Origin of the sequence: Pontibacter kalidii (assembly GCF_026278245.1) — a bacterium.
GTDB classification, from domain to species: Bacteria; Bacteroidota; Bacteroidia; order Cytophagales; family Hymenobacteraceae; genus Pontibacter; species Pontibacter kalidii.
The window spans coordinates 3506602-3527573 of record NZ_CP111079.1; the positions used below are offsets into that span (position 1 = coordinate 3506602).

Below are 20972 nucleotides of genomic sequence, written 5' to 3' on the forward strand. Positions count from 1 at the left end.
GATTGTTATGACAGCTGCAGTAGTTAGCACTATGCAGTTGCTACCGTCTTGCGGTGATGATTTTCTTGAAAAGCCAGTCATCGGAGAATTAGGCGAGGAGATAATTGCCAATGAGGCAGGCTTAGAAAAACTTTTAATCGGTGCCTATGCTGCCTTAGACGGTCAGGGTAATGGAGCTGCCATTGCCGGTGGAGGTCAGTGGGAGGCTGCACCTACTAACTGGATATACGGTAGTGTGGCCGGGGGAGAGGCTCATAAGGGTAGCGATGGCGCAGACCAGCCTGCCATCAACTCTATCGCCACCTTCATCTCGGACCCAAGCAACGGCTTCTTCAATACCAAGTGGAAAGCTTTGTACGAAGGTGTAACCCGTGCAAACTCCACCTTAAAGATACTCGCAAAGGCAACTGATGTACCCAGTGCTACTAAGCAGCGAATTGAAGGGGAGGCACGCTTTCTACGTGGGCATTATTATTTTGAGTTGAAGAAGATGTTTAACATGGTGCCTTGGATAGATGAAACGACCGAAAATTATAACCAGCCGAACAATGTTGATATTTGGCCAAAGATTGAGGCGGATTTTCAGTTTGCCATGGATAACTTGCCTAACACACAGGCACAGGTAGGTCGGGCTAATAAATGGGCCGCCGCAGCTTATCTGGGAAAAACTTACTTGTACCAGAAAAAGTATGCCGAGGCAAAAGGCATCTTTGACCAGGTGATTACATCCGGCGTTACCTCTAATGGGCTTAAGTATGGCTTAGTGGATAAATTCAAAGATAACTTTGATGCCGCCAATGAGAACAACAAGGAGTCTGTTTTTGCTATCCAGATGGTGGCTAACGATGGTACCGGTACTATTGCAAATGCCAACCAAGGCGAAATGCTGAACTACCCGTACAACAGCCCGTTCCGCTGCTGCGGGTTCTTCCAGCCGACTATAGACCTGGCTAATTCCTACCGTACCAATGCTCAGGGCCTGCCTTACCTGGACAATTACAACGCCACCGCGTTAAAGCATGACCAAGGCATCGCTTCCAACCAGGCCTTCACGCCAGATACACAGCCCGTGGACCCGCGCCTGGACTGGACAGTAGGCCGTCGTGGTATTCCGTTCCTGGATTGGGGTGCACATCCAGGTCAGGCATGGATTCGTTTGCAAAGCTATGCTGGTCCTTATTCTTCTAAGAAGCATATTTACTGGCAGGCTACTGCCGATACTTACTCTGACCAAAGCTCATGGGCCCCGGGCTCTGCTATAAACGTAGTATTGATCCGTTATGCAGACGTACTGTTAATGGCCGCAGAAGCCGAGGCCCAGCTGGGCAACTTGTCGCAGGCACAGGAGTACGTGAACATGGTGCGCGCCAGAGCCGCCTTGCCGGTAAACAAAGTGTATGAGTACAAAGATCCGGAAAACCCGACAGCCGGTTTCACCAACGAGGAAGCTGCCAATTACAACGTGGCGCCTTATCCGGATGGTTATTTTGCAGGCTTGGGTAAAGAACAAGCACTGGAGGCGATCTACTTTGAGCGCAAGTTGGAGCTCGCCCTGGAAGGTCATCGTTTCTTTGACCTGGTACGTTGGGGCAAGGCTGCAGAGGAGCTAAATTCCTTCTTCGGCTATGAAGGGGCGCTGTTGCCAGATGTGAGAGGAGGCAACTTCATTCAAGGAAAGCATGAGTATTTCCCAATCCCACAAAGGCAGATAGACCTGCAAACACAGGGAGGAGTTTCTGCTCTGACACAAAACCCTGGGTACTAAATGAAATCGGCGAGCTGATTGCTCCCCCTTTCAAAAGTATAAAGCAAAAGAAAACCACTTGTAACACTTACAAGTGGTTTTCTTTTTTATCGCTCCCTTTAGAAGTAATGAGACCGAAATAGTTACGAGCTATACTTACAGATTACCCTTCTTCATTTCACTTACCGCATAATCCACGGCTCTTGCCGTTAGGGCCATGTAGGTGAGGGAGGGGTTTTGCGTGCCGGTAGAGGTCATACAGGCGCCATCGGTCACGAAAACGTTCTTACAGGCGTGCAGCTGGTTATACTTGTTCAAGAGCGAGGTCTTCGGGTCGTGGCCCATCCTGACGCCGCCCATCTCGTGGATGTCGAGCCCCGGCGCCTGTTTGCTGTCATTGGCGTGTATGTTCTTGCATCCCGCCTTGTCCAGCATCTCCGCACCCTGCACCAAAAAGTCCTTCAGTGACTTTTCGTCATTGTCATCATACCCAACCGATACCTTCAACAAAGGCACACCCCATGCATCCTTCTCACTGGCACTTAGGCTAACGTAGTTGTTTTCCTTCGGGATCGTCTCCCCTTGCATCATCATGTAAATGCCCCAACCACCTGGCTCCGACAACGCATCCTTATAGGCCGCTCCAAGCTGCTCGCCGTTCGGAGCAGCGCCTCCCCTGCCTCTGCCGGCGCTATAGAACACCATGTACCCCCGCAGAAAGTCGGTTTCCTGCTTGTGCACGTTCCTAAAGTTAGGCATCATGACCGCACACGGACGACGGCCGTAGTAGTAGCTGTCTTCGTAGCCTTCCATACTTGCCGAAAGCGAACCCCGGTAATTGTGAAAGGCCACATACTTGCCCAGTAGCCCATTATCATTGCCCAGACCATTCGGAAAGCGGGAAGAAGTGGAGTTGAGCAGGATGAGGTTGGTGTTCAGCGCCGCCGCGTTCACGAAAATAATCTTGGCGAAGTACTCGGTCGCTTCCTTGGTGTGTGCGTCCACTACGCGTACCCCTACGGCTTTGCCTTTTTGCTCATCATAAAGTATGGAATGCACCACCGAGTCGGGGCGCAGGGTGAGGTTACCGGTTTTAGCAGCCCAAGGCAGTGTGGAGGAGTTGGAGGAGAAGTAGCCGCCGTAGGGGCAGCCGCGCTGGCACTTCGTTCTGGCCTGGCACTGCCCGCGTCCCTGCTGGTGATGGATTTCCTCAGGCTTGGTTAAGTGGGCGCAACGGCCAATCATTACATGGCGGTCCTGGTAAGTTTCTACAATCCGCTTGCGGATGGCTTTCTCGACCACGTTCATCTCCCAGGGGGGCAGAAACTCCCCATCTGGCAGGGTGTCTACTCCATCTTTGTTTCCGCTGATCCCGACAAAACGTTCCACGTGGCTGTACCAGGGGGCAATATCATCGTAGCGGATAGGCCAGTCCACGGCAAAACCGTCGCGGGCCGGGCCTTCGAAATCATACTTGCTCCAGCGCTGGGTCTGCCGCGCCCATAAAAGCGACTTGCCGCCCACCTGGTAACCGCGTATCCAGTCAAAGGGCTTTTCCTGCACATAAGGGTGTTCCTGATCCTTTACAAAGAAATGGGTAGCATCCTCTTTAAAGGCATAGCACCTGGAGGCGATCGGGTTTTCTTCCCTGAGCTCCAGCGACAGACGGCCACGGTGCGGAAAGTCCCAGGGGTTCTTGGTTGCCGTGGGATAATCCTTCAGGTGCTCCACATTCCTTCCCCGCTCCAGCACCAGGGTTTTCAGCCCTTTATCACATAGCTCTTTGGCAGCCCAGCCACCACTGATCCCAGACCCGATCACGATGGCATCATAGGTATGGTCAGCGAATTTGGAAGTATTGAAATTTGCCATCTTACTTGAAGTTGAAGTGATTTTAACCTTTGAATAGCTGAAGGCCGGTACATGCCGGCCTTCAGGGTATAAATTACAGAATGGTTTCTATAGAGCTTTCTGGTTCTTGCTCAGGTCTTTGACACGGATGTTACGGAACCAAACGGTGGAGCCGTGTCCCAGGAAGCCAATGTAGCCTTTCTGGCGCTTCAGCCCCGGGTGATTCTTTCCATCCAGCGTTCCGTTTTTACTTGCCTGGGCTATGTCGCCGTCCAGGATGGTCGTGCCGTTGAGGATGACCTTCACCTTTGGTCCTTTCAGGATCACTTCCTGGTAGTTCCACTCGCCTACCGGCTTCAAAGCGCCTCGCTTTGCGGTCAGCACTCCGTACACAGAACCATGATACTGGTACTCCTCCAGGTTTCGGTAGATGTCGGCGTCGTTGTCCAGGATCTGCAGCTCCATGCCTTCGTAGGCGGCATCTCCTTCAAGTGGAGCGCGCACGCCCAGGCCATTGTTTGCCCCTGGTGTCAGTTTAAACTCAAAGCGGAATACGAAATCGCTGTACTCTTCTTTTGTGAACAGGTTACCGCCGCTGCCGAACTTAGGCTTATGCACCACCAGCACCCCATCTTCTATGGTATAGTCGGTGGTGTTTCCCTGCCAGTTGTGCATGTTGGTCCCGTCGAATAGTACCTTAAAGCCTTCTTTCTTCTCTGCTGCGCTCAGTTCAAACGGCTTGGGGCGTGGAATCTCGCGGATGTAAATATCGCGGTAAGCCACTCTGGAGCCGTGTGCCTGCAGCTCTATCTGCTCCTCCGCGAAGATTGGCAGGTCCCGGTTCCAGAAGTTCTCCAGGATAACGTTGTCTGTCACCAGTTCCCCGTTTAGGTATACCGTCACCCGGTCGCCTTGCATCAGGATACGGAAGGTATTCCACTCGCCCAGAGGGTTGTCGGCCACTTTCAGCGGTTTGCTTGGGTGTACTTTGTTGTTGTACAGGCCACCGGAACCTACCTGTGCGCCTACGTTCACCCGGGAAGTATCCCAGATCTGCACCTGTGGTGTGCCCCGCAGGTAAATACCGGCGTCGCCTTCCTTGTGACCGTCATCAAAGATTTTCCAGTCCACGAACATTTCGATGTCGCCATACTTCTTGACAGAAGCAATGTTATCGCCTTTGCCTGTGAAGATCAGTTCGCCGTTCTGCACAATCCAGCTTTTTCGCATCTGCTCATCGGCCTGTTGCTGCTTTTGGGCCAGCGTCTTCTTGTCCATCTTGGCCCGCGCAATAGGGTTTTCCACCAGGCCTTTCCAGCCGGTCAGGTCTTTGCCGTTAAACATCGCCACGAAGCCTTCGCCTTTTGGCATCTCCGCCAGGAACTTGCGCATCGACTCTTTCTGGTACTCGCTGTCCGGCCCCTGCAGCACCTGAATCGTTTTGTTCAGATACTCCCGTACCACGTCTCCCTGGAAATCAGTGCTGGACAAAGCGATGTTCATGACGGCATGCGCCGCCTGTTGCTGCAAGGCAGGCTCATCCAGGTACTTTCCGGCAAACACCAGGGCCGGGAAGGTCCGGTTTCTGCCTACTTGCGTGAGGATAAGCTGCTTTTGCTCGGTGGTTTTGGCCACCTCCATGGCCTTGCGCAGCATCAGCACCTTCTGGGCTGCAGGATATTTGGCAATGCTCACGGCGCGAACATAGCCTCTCAGCGCCTGGTCCAGGTAGGTTGCATTGCTTGCACTTGCGCTGATACGATACAATTCATTGGCCGCACTTACATCCGACCATTGCGATAGCGCAGACAGGGCGGCAGTTTTGGTGGTCGCATCACCGTTTTGGAAGGCCTGCGTAACAGCCTGAAGTGCTTGGTCTCCGCCTATACTTGCCAGTATGTTAAAGTAAGCAGATCGCTTTTCTGCGGGCGCCTCGTTCATCTTCTGCAGCACCAGTTCGGCTTTCTCCGCCTGGTTTTCATAATCACCTACGGCGGCCACAACGGCTTTTTGCACCGCCTCCAGTTCTTCCGGCTGGGATGTCTCGTTCAGGAGGGTAAATAACTGCGGCAGGTTCTCTTTGCTGGCTATGTTGGCAAGTGCCTCCAGCGCAGCCATGCGCACAGCAGGGCTGTTGTGTTTGGCGTAAGGCAACACCTCCTGAAACCTCCTGTTCTCCCCGCGGGCACCCAGAACCGCCAACAGCTCTGCCTGTGCTACCGCCGGCATTTTCGGCAAGGCCTGCGAGACTTTATCCGTCATCCCATCGCCTTTCATGATCAAAAGAGCGTTTCTAACGGCAATGGCTTCTTGTTCACCACCTTTGCGCATGGCTTTCAATAGGGAGGGCAAGGCTTCTTCCTGCCCCAGCTTACCGGCAGCACCTATGGCGGCGAGCCTTACCTGTTCCTCTTTGCTCTTCAATGCTTTTTGCACTGCAGGCAAGGCGCCCTTCGCACCGTTTTTGCCCAGCATGGTGATGATCTCTGCCTGTACTGCGGCATCGGCTTTCTTCTGTTTCTTCACCCACAGCGAGGTGTTATCTGCTGTCAGGTATGGCCCGGCAAACTTCAGGGCGGCAGCGCGATATTCTTTACTCGCATCGCCTGCTGCGTTTACCAGAAGCGGCATACTTTGTTCTTTCTGAATGTCGCTCAAAAGCTTCAGGGCTGCCGTGCGCGTGTGCACCTGCTCATCCGTGGCAGTTTTACCTAAGATCGATTGGGCAATGCGCAGGGCCTGCTCCGGCTGCCCCTTCTCTGCCAGCCGTTTGGCATACAGCAGGTAGGCGGCAACGGCGTTATCTTTGTCGAATTTGTAGTTATCCTCTTCCGCCGCTTTGGCCAGAGCAACCTCGGCAGCCGGGTCCGCGATGTTGGCCAAAGCAAAGAGGGCCAGCTTGCGCAGTTTTTCATCCTGGCTGCTGGCCAGGGGCGTTAAGGCCGGCACAGCTGCGGCATGGCGGGTATCACCCAAGGCTCCTACTAGAGATAGCTGGCAATCACCTTGCGCACGCTGCAGCCCCTGCAGCAGCGCAAGGCTGGCGGCAGGAGTGTTTATACTTGTCAGGGCTCTGGCGGCAGGACCGCAGAGGCGGCCATCGCCCAGGTACCCCTGCAGGCAAGCGACAGCCTGGTCGTCCCCAACCATTTGCAGCTGCCGGATCAAAAAGGCCTTGTTCTCCTCATGATCGGCGCTCTGGAGCGCCTTGCAATAGGCGTTGGCGCTCATTTTCCGCCAGTCCTCCCGCTCCGACTCCATCACGTAAGTGGAGAAACCGCCTAAAGCGTATTCTATATTGGTATTGTCGCCCTTGCCAGGTGCCGACAACATGCCGGCCATTTGCAGGATTCCTTCCTCGCCCATGGCAGCAATGCCTGCCATACTTGCCTCCAGGTGCTTTTCGTCCCTGGCCGGCAGCTCTGCCAGCAAATCTGCGATTTTCGTGGAAAGGGTCCGCTGATCGTTTTTGCGTTGCCCCATAACGCCTGTGCTTAACATAAGCAAAGCCAGGAGCACGAATGATATTTTTCTCATGATGTTAGTAAAGTATATTTCTAACTATAAAAGAATGCTTTTTACTTCTTAGCCAAACAGTTACACCAGTGTCCAGTCGGAGCGCATCGGTTGGTAAACCAGGCGGTTGGCACCTTCGTCGTTGATGAACTCCTGCTTTACCGGGTCGAACTTGAGGGAGCGGCCCAGGCGCAGGGCGGCCAGGCCCATGTTGACAAGCGTGCAGGACCGGTGGCCGTTTTCCTCGTTCAGGGCGAACTTCTGGCGGTTCTTCACGGCCTGCACAAAGTCCGTTACCTGAGGCTCGGGATCAGGGAAAGCGGCTAATTTCCTTCTAAGATCAGGAATGTCGGAGCGGAAGCCCGGGTAGAGCTTGCCTTTAGGTCCTTCGATGTAAGGGATGTTTTCCTCCTTGCCTTCCCCGTCCAGGATGATTTGGCAACCATCTTCATAGGTATAAGTAATACTGCGCCAGGTACCTACGGCATCTGCGTGCTGCTGCGGCGCGTCAATCTCCACGGAGACCGGGCTGGTGTTGTCTTTGCCCAGGAAGTACTGGATGGGGTCCAGGTAATGCTGGCCCATATCGCCGAGGCCGCCGCCATCGTAGTCCCAGTAACCACGGAACGTGCCGTGCACGCGATGCGGGTTGTAGGGCTTGTAGGGAGCAGGGCCCAGCCACATATTGTAATCCAGTTCTTTCGGCACGGGGGTCGGGTCTAAGTTAGTTTTGCCTACCCAGTAGAACTTCCAGTCATAGCCGGTGCCGCGGCCAACGGTCACTTTCAGGGGCCAGCCGAGCAAGCCGCTGTCCACCAGCTTCTTGATGGGCTTCACTGTGGTGCCCATGCCGTAGAAAATATCATCGAACCGGAACCAGGTGTTGAGGCGGAAGATGCGCCCGTGCTGCTGCACGGCCTCTACCACACGCTTGCCTTCGCCTATGGTCCTGGTCATCGGCTTTTCGCACCAGATGTCTTTTCCTGCGCGGGCCGCATCGGCGGCCATAATGCCGTGCCAGTGCGGCGGGGTGGCGATGTGCACAATATCCACTTCCGGCATCTGGATCAGCTCCCGGTAATCAGTAAAAGTTTTCACGCCCTTTCCGAGCATGTCCACAGCTTTCTTCAGGTGGTTTTGGTCAACATCACAGACGGCTACTACCCTTGTATCGGCATAAGGGAAATGGTTGCGTCCCATAGCCCCTACACCAATCACGCCTTTGGTCAGCTGGTCGCTAGGGGGTACATATCCTTTCCCACCCAACACAAAGCGCGGCACAATGGTAAAGGAGGCTAATGCAAAGGCAGACTTCTTTAAAAAGTCCCGTCTTGAATTCTCTTTGTCTGGTTTCATGAAGCACAGAGATTTTTACAAATTTATTTTAATAGTGATATGGCTGCGGTGAGCCATGTAAAAACAAACAGTAAGCGTAAAATCCGAAACTAATAGTTGCCCAGCCTGGCAGGCCGTAGCACTTCGGAGGTAAGCTATTCTTTGCCGCTGTTCAGGCGTGAGAGCTAATTGTAGCTTTTTGCCTTTAGCGTTGGTGGTGTTAGGAGAGCGCAGTGTAAACTGGTCTTCTCTTGTTTTGATTAGGCTTTCAGCACAATTCCAGTTGTGCTTCAGGTATCTGAAAAGTAGCTTTTAAGCCTTTCAATATAGGAATTTAAATATTATGAATAAAGCCTCCTGCCTTTAAAAGTAAGATTTATTTGACTTTTGCTAGTACGGCCTCAAACATACTTCTGCCTGTTACGCCATTGTGTTGTGCTTTTATTGGACTATACTTGGTGATGTATGAGGTACAAACCAAGGCTGCATTTTCTGCTATTTTGCAGGTAAGGAAAGAGAGTTGGAGAAGAGGTAGTATACCTTAAGGAACAGGCAGAAAGACTACAAGGCAGTAGATGCGCGAACTAACCTGCAGCCCTTCGACAAGCCTTTGAGTTCTCCACGCTACTCAAGCTTTACTTCTACCCCGCCCTATTATTTAACCCAAGTTGCGATTTGTGTGGAAGTATAGACTTATTCCCGGCCCCTCCCCATCCTCTTAATCTGGCGCAAGTCTTCTGATTTGTGTCCTGCAACGGTGTCGGGTTTGCTACCCGACGGTTACCAGAGCCGTACTTATACTTGGGCTGTGCAACTATACTTGAGCTATATTTTATACTTTTATACTTGTTGATTTATACTTGCTGTTCCTATAGCCTCCCTGGCGCAAGCGTCCGCTTGTGCCTTTCATACTTTGCTCATACTTCAGCCATACTTCCACAGCCGCTGCTTCCTTCATCTTGAGCTAAGCTATCCTTGCTAGCTACTGTTCATCCATGGCTTTACGACCAGGTCGTTTCATCTCTGGCTTTGGCTCCCTCCAGGCCGGGAGGCCTCGTCCTTTGGCATCGCGCTGTGTTCCCTCCTTGCCTCGCCCCCGCTCAGCATGCCCTTGGCGGGCACCGGATCTCACAAGGCGCTCGACCCAAGGACTGGGATCAGAATCGATAGCCGCTGCCCTTGCTGTCATCTCGACCCTTGGGAGAGATTTCTTTAGAATAGTGAACTCTTTACATGTTTAGGAGGAATGGTTGGGGTTGGCTACATGGCAGGACGGGCACTTCAAAGCCAATACGAGGAAGAGCAGTTTTATCGGGAGCACTACCCTGAACAAGAGCTAGTCGGACATTAGGCTTATACCTGGCTTTCTATTGCTTCGCTTGTTAAGCTATACTTTATTCCTGAAAAGACTTTAAAGCGTTGGCCCGGTAAACAAAAAGGGGCTTTACGTTACCGTAAAGCCCCTTTTTAAGAAGTAATTGTGGAGATGCAGGGATTCGAACCCTGGTCCAGACAAGGAAACCGACGTGCCTTCTACATGTTTAGGTTTATTCGGGTTGTCGGGAGCTTGCTAGTATAAACCAAACTAATGCGCACTCCTTAGATGCTTAGTTTCGCCTGTGCACCGCACCTTTACACAGACTAGTAAATCGGATCGAAGCCTCTGATGTGCAAGCAGATTCACGAAGCCTGCACGAGACTATGGCAATTGCTTAATACCTAGATTAAGCAGCCATGGCGTAATTAGATTCGCCAGTTATTGTTCGAACGAATTTTTAACAGGTGGTACGTTCATCACCCGACATGCTTACACGCAATTTGCTCAAGCTGTCAATTCCGGTCATCCCCATAAGTTAAAGAACGTTGTTCCTACTGTTTATACTTCAAGAAGTATGCCACAAACATAAGGATTATTTACGTCATGTTGGCTGTCGCCAGCGAATAAATAACGCAAGGCAACAGCCAAAAAGTTTCAGGGTTATACGTTATACTTACTTTGATGCTGTGGTAGTGGCAGCAGGCAGTACCGGTGCCTGGTACAGGTCCGCGAGCGAGTTGGTATACTTGTAGCGGTCCATTTTATGCTTGCGCTGGAACACTTCCGGCACCTTCGCCCCTACCGGCACCAGCATCAGCGAGGCTTTTCCGTCCACGGTCTCTCTTTCAAAAGCCACCCCCTCACGGTTGTCGAAGCGCACATCGAAGTAGTACAGGTAAGGGTATACCCAGTTCACGTACTGTCCCTTGCTTGCTCCGGACAGGCTTCTGATCTCCAGTTTGCTATAGTTCCTGGCAATAGCCTGCTGAAACTCCACGGCGTTCAGCGGCACGTTGTTAAGCACCGGCATCACGTCGAACTGCCCGTCCAGCATCACCCACTTCCGCAGGTCCGGCAGGTATACTTCCAGTAGCACATGCCCGGCACCGGATTCTATCGTTTCCACGTCCTTCATCTTCAGGCCCATGGTACGAGCGGGCAGGCCAATGGCGTTCAGGCAAGCGGTGGTTACAATGCCGTACTCCACGCAGCGAAACCGCTTGCCTTCTTTTACCTCAGCCAGTATCGTGAGCGCATCCGGACTACTGGGCTCGTTCATGCCGTTGTGTTGCCACTGCTGGTGCACCCAGTTTACCATGCGCAGCGCTTTCTCCGTATCGTTGGCGGCGCCTGCCACCAGGGCATCCAGTTTATACTTGGTGCGCAACTCCTGCAGGTAAGGGTTATTTGGGTTTTGCTCATACATCAAAGTATAAGCCGGCACCTGCTGGGTCTTGTTAAACTGAACCGCCTCAAAGCCATAGCCCTGTAGCTCTGTCAGGGCATAAGCCGTGTCGTTCAGGTTTACGTAGAAGCGGTACGATTTACCAGCCTTCACGACAAAGCTGATGGAGTCGGTGTTGGTGTAAAAGGTAACGTTTTCCTTGGCCATGTGCACTGGCACTTTCAGCACATCCGGCGACAGTTGTGGGGAAATGTTCCAGTTCCCTTTGATCAGTTCTTTGCCAATTTTATAATCAGCCACGGTAGCGGTTGCCTTTACTACTGGCAGACCCTTGTGGATGTTTTGAGCTAAGGCCGGTGCGAGCAGTACCAGCATCAGGAGCATACAGGTAAATAACTTTTTCATAGGTTTATTTTGTACTTAGTAGTTTGTAGATAATGGTTTTATTTCCCTTGCAGCAGGCGCTGGTCTATATGCCAGTCTGCTGCAATACCATAAGAAATCCACATGCCAAAAACCTAACATATTGATTATAAACACATAATACAAACATCCCTTTTAGGCACTGTACGCTTCCGTTACACCCGCCTCCGTACACTCGTTCGCTTCCGTAACACATTCATACTTGCCTGAGATCATTTTTACATCACCTATAAAAAAGCGCCTGGCCTGCAAGCTGGGTAGCTTGCGGGACAGGCGCTTTCTCGGGTTAGAATTTATACTTTATACTTCGATTTATACTGATGTGAAGGCGTAAACCCACCCCCGCCCCTCCAAAGAGGAAAATCATTGTACACCTGTTGAAATTCCCCTCCTTGGAGGGGTTAGGGGGGGTAATCGCATCTTCTGGGTAGAATTTATACTTTGTACTTTCCTTACTCTGTCCGGAGGGAGTTTACCGGGTTAGCCACCGCCGTTTTGATGGCATGAAAGCTCAGGGTAACAATAGCGATGATGATGGTAGCAATAAAGGCCGCCGCAAAGATCCACCAGCTTAACTCCGTCCGGTCGGCATAGTCGTTGAGCCAGTTGGTCATCAAATACCAGCCCAGCGGCAGCGCAATCACGTTGGCGATCAGCACCAATTTCAGGAAATCCTTGGAAAGCAAGTATACGATACTGGTGACCGAGGCGCCCAGCACTTTGCGCACGCCAATCTCTTTGGTGCGCTGCTCTGCCGTAAACAAGGCCAATCCAAACAAGCCCAGGCAGGAGATGAAGATGGCAATGCCCGCAAAATACTTCGTCAGCTGGCCCATGATGGCTTCGGCTTTGTACATTTTCTCAAAATCCTCGTCCAGGAAGTGATACTCAAATGGATAAGCCGGATTATGCCGTTTCACAATCTTCTCCAGGGCCGCAAGTGCCTGCCGGGTTTGCCCGGCCTCCAGGCGCGCAAATAGCAGGTTATCGGAATCAGGATGCAGGCGCAGGATAAGCGGCTGCGTTGGCATATGCATCGAAGCACTATGGAAGTTGTCGATCACGCCGATCACACGCCCCTCTATGCTCCACTTGAGCCACTGGCCTACCGGGTCCTGCATCTGCATCAGACGGGCAGCTTCTTTGTTGATGATAAAGGAAGCGGTATCGGTTCCGAACTCCCTGGAGAAGGTGCGCCCTTCCAACAGCTTCACGTCCATGGTTTCTACAAAATCATAGCCTACCGACATCACGCTGAACAGGATGTTGGCATTCGGGTCCTTGCCTTTCCATTCGATGCCTCCGGTAGAATTGCCCACCGAGATCGGCAACTGGTCGCTGGCTGTTACATGGAGCACGCCCGGTGTGTTCTGCAGCTCGCGCTTCACTACGTCGTAACGGTCGCGCAGGGCGCCCTCCAGCGGCACATACACCAGGTTCTCGCGGTCTAAGCCGATGTTTTTGGTGCGGATGTAGTTGAGCTGCAGGTAGGCTACCAGGGTGCTGATAATGAGCAAAGCAGAAAGTATAAACTGGAACACGACCAGCCCCTCACGCACCCCCGATACCCGGTTACCCACCTTCACGGTGCCTTTCAGCACTTTGGCCGGATCGAAGGAGGACAGGAAAAAGGCCGGGTAACTGCCCGAAAGTATACCCGTCAGCAGGGCCACCCCCAGCAGCAGCAGCACGAGTGTAGGGTCCGAAAAATCGAGGGAAATATACTTGCCGGTCAGGTCGTTGAAGTCTGGCAGCAGCATACCGGCCAGGTTTACGGCCAGGAACAGTGCCAGGAAAGCCATCAGCACCGACTCTACCATGAACTGCCGCACCAGCGAGCCCTTGCTGGCTCCGATAGCCTTGCGAACGCCTACCTCTTTGGCGCGCTTAGAGGAGCGCGCGGTGGCCAGGTTCATGAAGTTGATGCAGGCAATAACAAGTATGAACACCGCCACGACCGAGAACAGACGTACCCGCTCAATGAAGCCCTGCTTCCCTTCCCGGAAGTCGCCATAGAGGTACATGTCGGCCACAGGCTGCACAAATACTTCTGTTGTCGATTCCTTATCATGCTTCTTGATAAAAGGCTTGATCTTTTCATTGAAGGCAGCAATGTCGGTACCCGGCTGCAATTGCAGAAAGGTGCGCAGCGCATTGTTTCCCCACTCATGCAGCCACTCGCTTCCGGGACTGTTGATCCAATCGTCTACCGGCATCACGTAGTCGAACTGCATGGTGGAGTTCTTCGGCACGTCCTGCATCACCCCTGTTACCTTATAGCTTTGGCCATTATTGATCTTGAAGAGCTTACCCATGGCCTCCTCCGGGGAATCAAAAAACTGCCTGGCCACCGTTTCGGAAATCACCACCGAGTGTGGTTGCGACAGTACCGTCCGGGCGTCCCCGTACAACAGCGGGAAAGTAAACGCCTCGAAGAACTCCGGATCGGTGTAGCGCCCGTTCACCTTCAGGGATTTGTCGCCATAGGCGAAGAGTTGCTGCCAGGGCCAGGTGGTGCTGCGCACAGCATGCTTTACCTCCGGAAACTCCGCTTCCAGCGCCTCGGCCAGAGGACCCGGCGTGGCATCTGTCGTGAAGTTGTCAGAGCCAGGGTAGCTCTGCACTTCCATCACCCGGTACAGGTTGTCCAGATCTGCATGGAACTGGTCGATGCTCAGTTCATCCTTCACCCACAGAAGTATAAGTATGGAACAGGTCATGCCCAGCGCCAGGCCGGAGACGTTGATGAGCGAGAAGACCTTGTGGCGCATCAGGTTGCGGTAGGCCATTTTAAGATAGTTCTTGATCATAGTTGTAGGCGTTGAAGCGGTGTAAAAGTATGGCTCTGATATTTTTCAAAAATTTTTTCCCGGTGTACACAAAGCCCGCAAGAAATTAAGATGCCAGAAGTACAAAATTCTTATTATCAATGATTTATGTCGAATCAACAGAATACAAGTGTACGCTTTCGATACACCTGCACGCGCTACACCTGTGCGCTTCCGCTACAAGTATAAACACTGGTTATACCCTCTCTAAACATACCCCTTTTCCCACTTTTATTTTTATCAGACAGAATTGGTATATTCGGTTCTTCAACCTGAATTTGCAAGCCTATGGCCACAGTAAATAATGCCCGTGTGCTGGTGGTAGACGATGAGGCGGACGTGCTGTTCGCCCTGAAGATGCTGCTTAAAACCGAGGTAAAAGAAGTTGTTACCGAGAAGAACCCCGACCTTTTGCCCGGCTTGCTGGAGCGGCAGAAGTTCGACGTCATCTTCCTGGACATGAATTTTAAAAGCGCCCTGAACACCGGAAACGAGGGGCTTTTCTGGCTGCGGCAAATTCTGGACCGGGACAAGGACGTCTCGGTTATACTTATCACAGCCTACGGCGATGTGGAGCTGGCGGTAAAATCCCTGAAAGAGGGCGCGGCAGACTTTATCGTGAAGCCCTGGCACAACGAGAAGCTGCTGGAGACCCTGCACCAGACCCTGGAGAAGCGGCAGCAGAAAGCCAAGGGCGGCACTGCTCCTGCATCCGCCAAAAAGAACACCAGTACAAGTATACTAGGCGAGAGTGAGGCGATAAAAGAGGTGCTGTATAAAATTGAGAAGATCGCACCTACCGAGGCGAACGTGCTTATACTTGGCGAGAACGGCACCGGCAAGGAGCTGGTGGCGCGGGCACTGCACGAGAAGTCGTTTCGGGCGGGCAAGCCTTTCGTAAGCGTGGACATGGGCGCCCTGACGGATAGCTTGTTCGAAAGTGAGCTGTTCGGCTATAAAAAGGGAGCTTTCACTGATGCCCGCGAAGACAGGCCCGGCCGCTTTGAGGCCGCCAATGGCGGCACGCTCTTTTTAGATGAAATCGGTAACATCTCGCCGGCCATGCAGGCCAAGCTACTCACGGTGCTGCAAAACCGGCAGGTAACACCTCTGGGCTCCAATACACCCATTCCGGTGGATATCCGCCTGATTTCGGCCACCAACGAGCCTATTTATGAGCTGGCTGCGCGGAACCAGTTCCGCAAGGACCTGATCTACCGCATCAATACCGTGGAGATCACGCTGCCGCCGCTGCGCCAGCGCCATGGCGATGTGGAGCTGCTGGCGCGCCATTTTGCGGCCATCTATGCCCGGAAAAACCACAAACCCGTGCCCGAATTTGTCCCGGAAACGCTGCAGAAGCTAAACAGGCACAGCTGGCCGGGCAACGTGCGCGAGCTGCAGCATGCCGTGGAGCGGGCTATTATACTGGCTGAGGGCAAGGTACTGCAGCCGCAGGATTTCAGTTTCTCGGCCATGGAGGCGACTCCGGCCTCCCCTGCCGCTGCCTTTATACCTGACACGCCGGTGCCGCTGAGCGAGATTGAGCGCGAAACCATCATCCGGGTACTGGAGAAGAACAAAGGCAATATCTCCCGCACTGCCAAGGAGCTGGGCCTTACCCGCACCGCCCTTTACCGCCGACTCAACAAGCATGATATTTAGACGCCTCGAATTCGGGCTGTTGGTCCGGTTCATACTTTTGCTGGGCATGATGTTCCTGACGGTGCATTACCTGACGCGCTTTACCTGGCTCCAGGTTGGCTCCGGCATCCTGGTGATGCTGGCGCAGCTGTGGGAGCTGGCCAAGTACGTGACGCGCAGCAATAACGAGCTGGCCAGGTTCCTGCAGGCCGTCAGGCAGCGCGACTTCTCGCAGCGCTTTAACGAGCGTACCACCAACAGCTCGCTGCGGCAGCTGCACACGGCCTTCAACCTCATTAACGACACGTACAAGCAACTCCATATCGAGAAGGAGGCGCAGTTCCGGTACATGCAGACCATTCTGCAGATGATCGATACCGGCATTATGGCAGTGGATGAGGAGACCGGTGAGGTAGAGTGGGTGAACGAGGCCTTTAAAAGTATCCTGCACCTGCCTTACCTTAAAAGTATAAACAGCCTGGAGCCGCGCTACCCGCTGCTGCACGAGGCACTGCAACGTATAAAGCCCGGCGAGAGCAAACTGCTGAAACTAAAGCTGCAGGAGGTGCAGGCGCAGTTGCTACTCTCGGCCACGGCCTTTACCATGCAGCAGCGCCCCCTGCTGCTCATCGCCCTTCGGAACGTAAGCGCCACGGTGGATGCCACCGAAACCGAGGCCTGGCAAAAGCTGCTGCGCGTGATGACGCACGAGATCATGAACTCGGTAGCCCCCATCGCTTCGCTAGCCGACACGCTGGGGCGCCACCTGCACCTGGAGCGGGAGAAGTATGAACTGGAGCCGGAAAAAAAACTGGACCCCGAACTGTTGCAGGACACCGAAGAGGGTATCTCCATCATCAAAAAGCGGAGCGAGGGCCTGCTGCGCTTTGCCCATTTCTACCGCAACCTGAACAAGTCGCAGGAGCTGATGCTGACCACCGTGTATGTGCAGGAGCTCTTTAAAAGTATAAACGGCCTGATGCGCCCGCAACTGGAGGCGCAGGGCGTAGAAATGACCTGCCACGTAACACCGCCTAACCTCACCCTCCAGGGCGACGTGAACCTGCTGGAGCAGGTCATCATCAACCTTATCCTGAATGCCAAGCGCGCGGTGCAGGGCAGGCCTGAGCCGCAGGTTATACTTGCCGCAGCCCAGGAAAACGGCAGGACCACCATCGAAGTACAGGACAACGGCTCCGGCATTCCGGAAGAGCTACTGGAGAGCATTTTCATTCCTTTCTTCACCTCCCACAAAGACGGCTCCGGCATTGGCCTCAGTTTGGCCAAACACATCATGCTGCTGCACAAGGGCAGTATACAGGTGAGCTCCGAGGAAGGCGTGGGAACGGTGTTCAGGCTGTACTTCTAGCACCCACAGCTTTATAATTATACTTTGCAGCGGCAGCCATTCTACCGGCAAAACACATCCTTTTATGCTTCTTATTGATCTTCAACACCTTATATCAGGCCTATTATACTTCTCCCTCCATTGCTCACAATATGGGTATAAGTCTATTTCACGAGTCTTACAACATCTTCTTTATAGACTATTTAAAGGTAGACATAGACAATATCTATAAACAATAGTATCTGAGATAGAGTATAATGTTGTAGTAAAATCATTTTATCATCAACCGGCAAGCCGATATGAAAGAGAACAAGAAATACCGCACTGCAAACCTGGGAGACAACCAAAAAGGCAAGAGCAATGGAAAGTCCCGCACACTAACCACCCGCCAGGGCCACCCCGTAACCGACAACCAGAATATTCGCACCGTCGGCAACCGCGGCCCTGCGACCATGGAGAACTACCATTTTATTGAAAAGATCTCGCACTTCGACCGCGAGCGCGTGCCGGAGCGCGTGGTGCATGCCCGTGGCGCAGGTGCACACGGTGTTTTCGAGGCTTACGGCACGGTAGGCAACGACCCGGTGGAGAAATTTACCCGCGCCAAGGTATTTAAGAAAGGGAAGCAGACACCGACTTTTGTGCGTTTCTCTACGGTGGGTCACGGCACGCACTCCCCAGAAACACTGCGCGACCCACGTGGCTTTGCCGTTAAGTTCTACACCGAGGACGGCAACTGGGATTTGGTAGGCAACAACCTGAAGATCTTCTTTATCCGGGATGCGATGAAATTCCCGGACCTGATCCACTCCCAAAAGCCCGACCCGGTGACCAACATCCAAAGCGCGGAGCGTATCTTCGACTTCTTCTCCGGCACGCCGGAGGCCACTCATATGGTTACGTTCCTGTACTCCCCTTGGGGCATTCCGGCCAATTACCGCCAGATGCAGGGCTCGGGTGTGAATACCTATAAATGGGTGAACGCTGATGGCGAGGCCGTGCTGGTGAAATACCACTGGGAGCCCATGAAGCAGGGCATCCGCAACCTAACACAGAAAGAAGCCCAGGAAATCCAGGGTAAAAACTTTAACCACGCCACCCAGGATCTCTACGAGGCCATTGATCGCGGGGACTTCCCGGAGTGGGAGCTGAACGTGCAGATCATGAGCGATGAGGAGCACCCGGAACTGGACTTCGACCCGCTGGACGATACCAAACTATGGCCGAAAGAGCAATTCCCGTGGTACCCGGTGGGTAAAATGACCCTGAACCGCAACCCGGTGGACTACTTTAACGAGGTAGAACTGTCTGCCTTCGGAACGGGTGTGCTGGTAGATGGGCTGGACTTCTCTGATGACAAGATGCTGCAGGGCCGCACCTTCTCTTACTCCGACACCCAGCGTTACCGCGTAGGGGCCAACTATTTGCAGCTACCGATCAATGCAGCTAAAACGCATGTGGCAACGAACCAGCGGGGCGGCCAGATGGCTTTCGACACCGATTTTGCGGAAGGCCAGAACATACACGTGAACTATGAGCCATCCATACTGGGCGGTTTAGAGGAAGCCCCGAAGCCGGAAAAAGAATATATGCCACGTTACGAGGCCAACCTTGTGCGCCAGCATATCGACCGCACCAACCATTTCGGGCAGGCCGGTGAGACGTTCCGCAACTTTGAGGACTGGGAGCGCGACGAACTGATCAACAACCTGGGCAACGACCTGGCCAAATGCGATCCGCGCATTCAGGAGAAGATGCTGAGCTACTTTACGCAGGCCGATGAGGACTATGGCCGCCGAGTGAAGGAGAGTATTGAACGTGCTACTGAAGAGAAGAAGAAAATGATGAAACACGATAAAATTGCCGGCACGGATGGCCCTTCGGGCAATGTAACCGGCGAAGAAGGTGTAGAGCAGGCGCAAAGCGAGTCGCATTCTGCTAAACCATACTAAGCATGTAGAGGGAGCCAGGTGTATGCCTGTAACCTAAAGATGTCAAAGGCAGTCGCTTGGAGCGGCTGCCTTTGTTGTTTTATACCTTAACGGTTCAGGTTCCTGATGCGCACTAGCGGCAATTTAGGGGTAGTAATGCTGAACCTGGGCACTCTTAAAAGCAATGGCAGGATTCAACCCTTATACGTTGCTTCCGTTCATAGCTATACAAGTATAAAATAATATAAAACAGCAAGTTATACTTAAACAATAGCGTGATGGGTGCAACAGGATTGCAGCAGCAGGTAGCCCGTATCTTAGCCACAGCGGACGTGAAAATCAATGGCCCCGACCCCTGGGATTTGCAGGTGCACGACCAGCGTTTTTACAAGCGCATACTTGCAGAGGGTACCCTGGGCCTGGGGGAGTCTTACATGGATGGTTGGTGGGACTGCGCCAGTATAGATCAGTTTGTGTTTAAGGTGCTGCGGGCCGATCTGTATAAACAGGCAAGGCTGGGCTGGCGCTCGGTGCTGCAGGTGCTGCTGGCAAAGCTGCTGAACCTGCAGGGCAAAGGCAAGGCCGCCCGTAACGCCCAACGCCACTACGACATCGGCAACAAACTCTACCAGCTCATGCTCGACCAGCGTATGGTGTACAGCTGCGCGTATTGGAAGGATGCCGATACGTTGGACCAGGCACAGGAAAACAAACTCGACCTGATCTGCCGGAAATTATACTTGCAGCCGGGCCAGCGCGTGCTCGACATCGGCTGTGGCTGGGGAGGCTTTGCCAGGTATGCCGCCGAAAAGTATGGCGTGGAGGTAGTGGGCGTAACCGTGTCGCGGGAGCAGGCGGCACTGGCGCAGGAGCTGTGCCGCGGCCTGCCCGTAGACATACGCCTGCAGGACTACCGCGACGTAAGCGAGCAATTCGACCATGTGGTGTCGGTGGGGATGGTGGAGCACGTGGGCTACCGCAACCACCGGACATTTATGCAAACCGCCGCCCGCTGCCTGAAGGATGACGGCCTTTTCCTGCTGCACACCATCGGCGTAAACTTCTCCAAGGTAGCTGCCGATCCGTTTACTGACACCTACATTTTCCCCAACTGCCTGATTCCCTCCATCCGGCAGCTGGGGGCAGCCATGGAGCACGTTTTTATGGTGGAGGATTGGCACAACTTCGGCCCCTACTATGACCATACGTTGATGGCCTGGTTCCGAAACTTTGACCAAAACTGGGAGCAGCTGCAGGGTGAGTATGGTGAGCGCTTCTACCGCATGTGGAAGTACTACCTGCTATCCAGCGCCGGCTCGTTCAGGGCGCGCAACAACCAGCTTTGGCAACTGGTGCTTTCTAAAAAAGGAGTTGTGGGAGGTTATAAGGCGGTGAGGTGATTTATGAAGTAAAACCTGTCCCTCCGAGGAATTCAATTGGTATACAATTTAAATGGGCCGGAGGCCCAACTATAGTTCGAAACGAGTAAGGACACTCGCGCCATACCTATATCAAGGCAACTAAACTTTCTAACTGATCAATCTTCTACTTTTCTAACTAATATTCTCTCTAACTCCCAAATTCTTAAACTATAAAACCGTGGATAAGTCTATGGATAACTACTTGCTA

General features: G+C 53.1%; 11 protein-coding genes and 1 other RNA gene. 5 read left to right on the plus strand and 7 right to left on the minus strand.

The annotated features are described in order from the left end of the window. The first annotated feature begins 7 nt into the window (after positions 1-7). Positions 8-1765 carry a RagB/SusD family nutrient uptake outer membrane protein gene (locus OH144_RS14620; protein WP_266203018.1) on the plus strand — a complete coding sequence of 586 codons (1758 nt, stop codon included), beginning with the start codon at positions 8-10 and terminating at the stop codon, positions 1763-1765. 135 nt (positions 1766-1900) lie between these two features. Here OH144_RS14620 and OH144_RS14625 read toward each other — a convergent pair whose 3' ends face one another. From OH144_RS14625 to OH144_RS14655, 7 genes are all read right to left on the minus strand, one after another. After that, positions 1901-3616 (minus strand): GMC oxidoreductase, encoded by a 1716-nt coding sequence (locus OH144_RS14625; protein WP_266203019.1) that lies wholly within the window; start codon positions 3614-3616, stop codon positions 1901-1903. Between the two features lie 87 nt (positions 3617-3703). Beyond that, positions 3704-7132 carry a DUF1080 domain-containing protein gene (locus OH144_RS14630; protein ID WP_266203020.1) on the minus strand — a complete coding sequence of 1143 codons (3429 nt, stop codon included), beginning with the start codon at positions 7130-7132 and terminating at the stop codon, positions 3704-3706. A gap of 60 nt (positions 7133-7192) precedes the next feature. Beyond that, on the minus strand, positions 7193-8467 hold the full coding sequence (locus OH144_RS14635; protein WP_266203021.1) for a Gfo/Idh/MocA family oxidoreductase: 1275 nt from the start codon (positions 8465-8467) through the stop codon (positions 7193-7195). Positions 8468-9278: 811 nt separating this feature from the next. Continuing rightward, positions 9279-9404, minus strand: coding sequence for a hypothetical protein (locus OH144_RS14640; RefSeq protein WP_266203022.1), 126 nt, complete (start codon positions 9402-9404; stop codon positions 9279-9281). Between the two features lie 520 nt (positions 9405-9924). Then, positions 9925-10294: a transfer-messenger RNA gene (gene ssrA / locus OH144_RS14645) on the minus strand. A gap of 143 nt (positions 10295-10437) precedes the next feature. Further along, positions 10438-11574 carry a transglutaminase-like domain-containing protein gene (locus OH144_RS14650; protein WP_266203023.1) on the minus strand — a complete coding sequence of 379 codons (1137 nt, stop codon included), beginning with the start codon at positions 11572-11574 and terminating at the stop codon, positions 10438-10440. 470 nt (positions 11575-12044) lie between these two features. After that, complete coding sequence (locus tag OH144_RS14655) at positions 12045-14402, minus strand: ABC transporter permease (protein ID WP_266203024.1); 2358 nt, start codon at positions 14400-14402, stop codon at positions 12045-12047. 306 nt (positions 14403-14708) lie between these two features. Between OH144_RS14655 and OH144_RS14660 the strand changes: the two genes are divergently transcribed. The 4 genes from OH144_RS14660 to cfa all read left to right on the plus strand — a co-directional run bounded on the left by OH144_RS14660 (position 14709) and on the right by cfa (position 20743). Further along, entirely contained in the window at positions 14709-16085 is a 1377-nt protein-coding gene (locus OH144_RS14660; protein WP_266203025.1) for a sigma-54-dependent transcriptional regulator, read from the plus strand. Next, positions 16075-17433 (plus strand): sensor histidine kinase, encoded by a 1359-nt coding sequence (locus tag OH144_RS14665; RefSeq protein WP_266203026.1) that lies wholly within the window; start codon positions 16075-16077, stop codon positions 17431-17433. Before OH144_RS14660 ends, OH144_RS14665 begins: the two co-directional genes overlap by 11 nt. Before the next feature lie 278 nt (positions 17434-17711). After that, on the plus strand, positions 17712-19364 hold the full coding sequence (locus tag OH144_RS14670; protein ID WP_266203027.1) for a catalase: 1653 nt from the start codon (positions 17712-17714) through the stop codon (positions 19362-19364). 257 nt (positions 19365-19621) lie between these two features. Continuing rightward, positions 19622-20743, plus strand: coding sequence for a cyclopropane fatty acyl phospholipid synthase (cfa, locus tag OH144_RS14675; RefSeq protein ID WP_266203028.1), 1122 nt, complete (start codon positions 19622-19624; stop codon positions 20741-20743). Positions 20744-20972 lie beyond the last annotated feature (229 nt).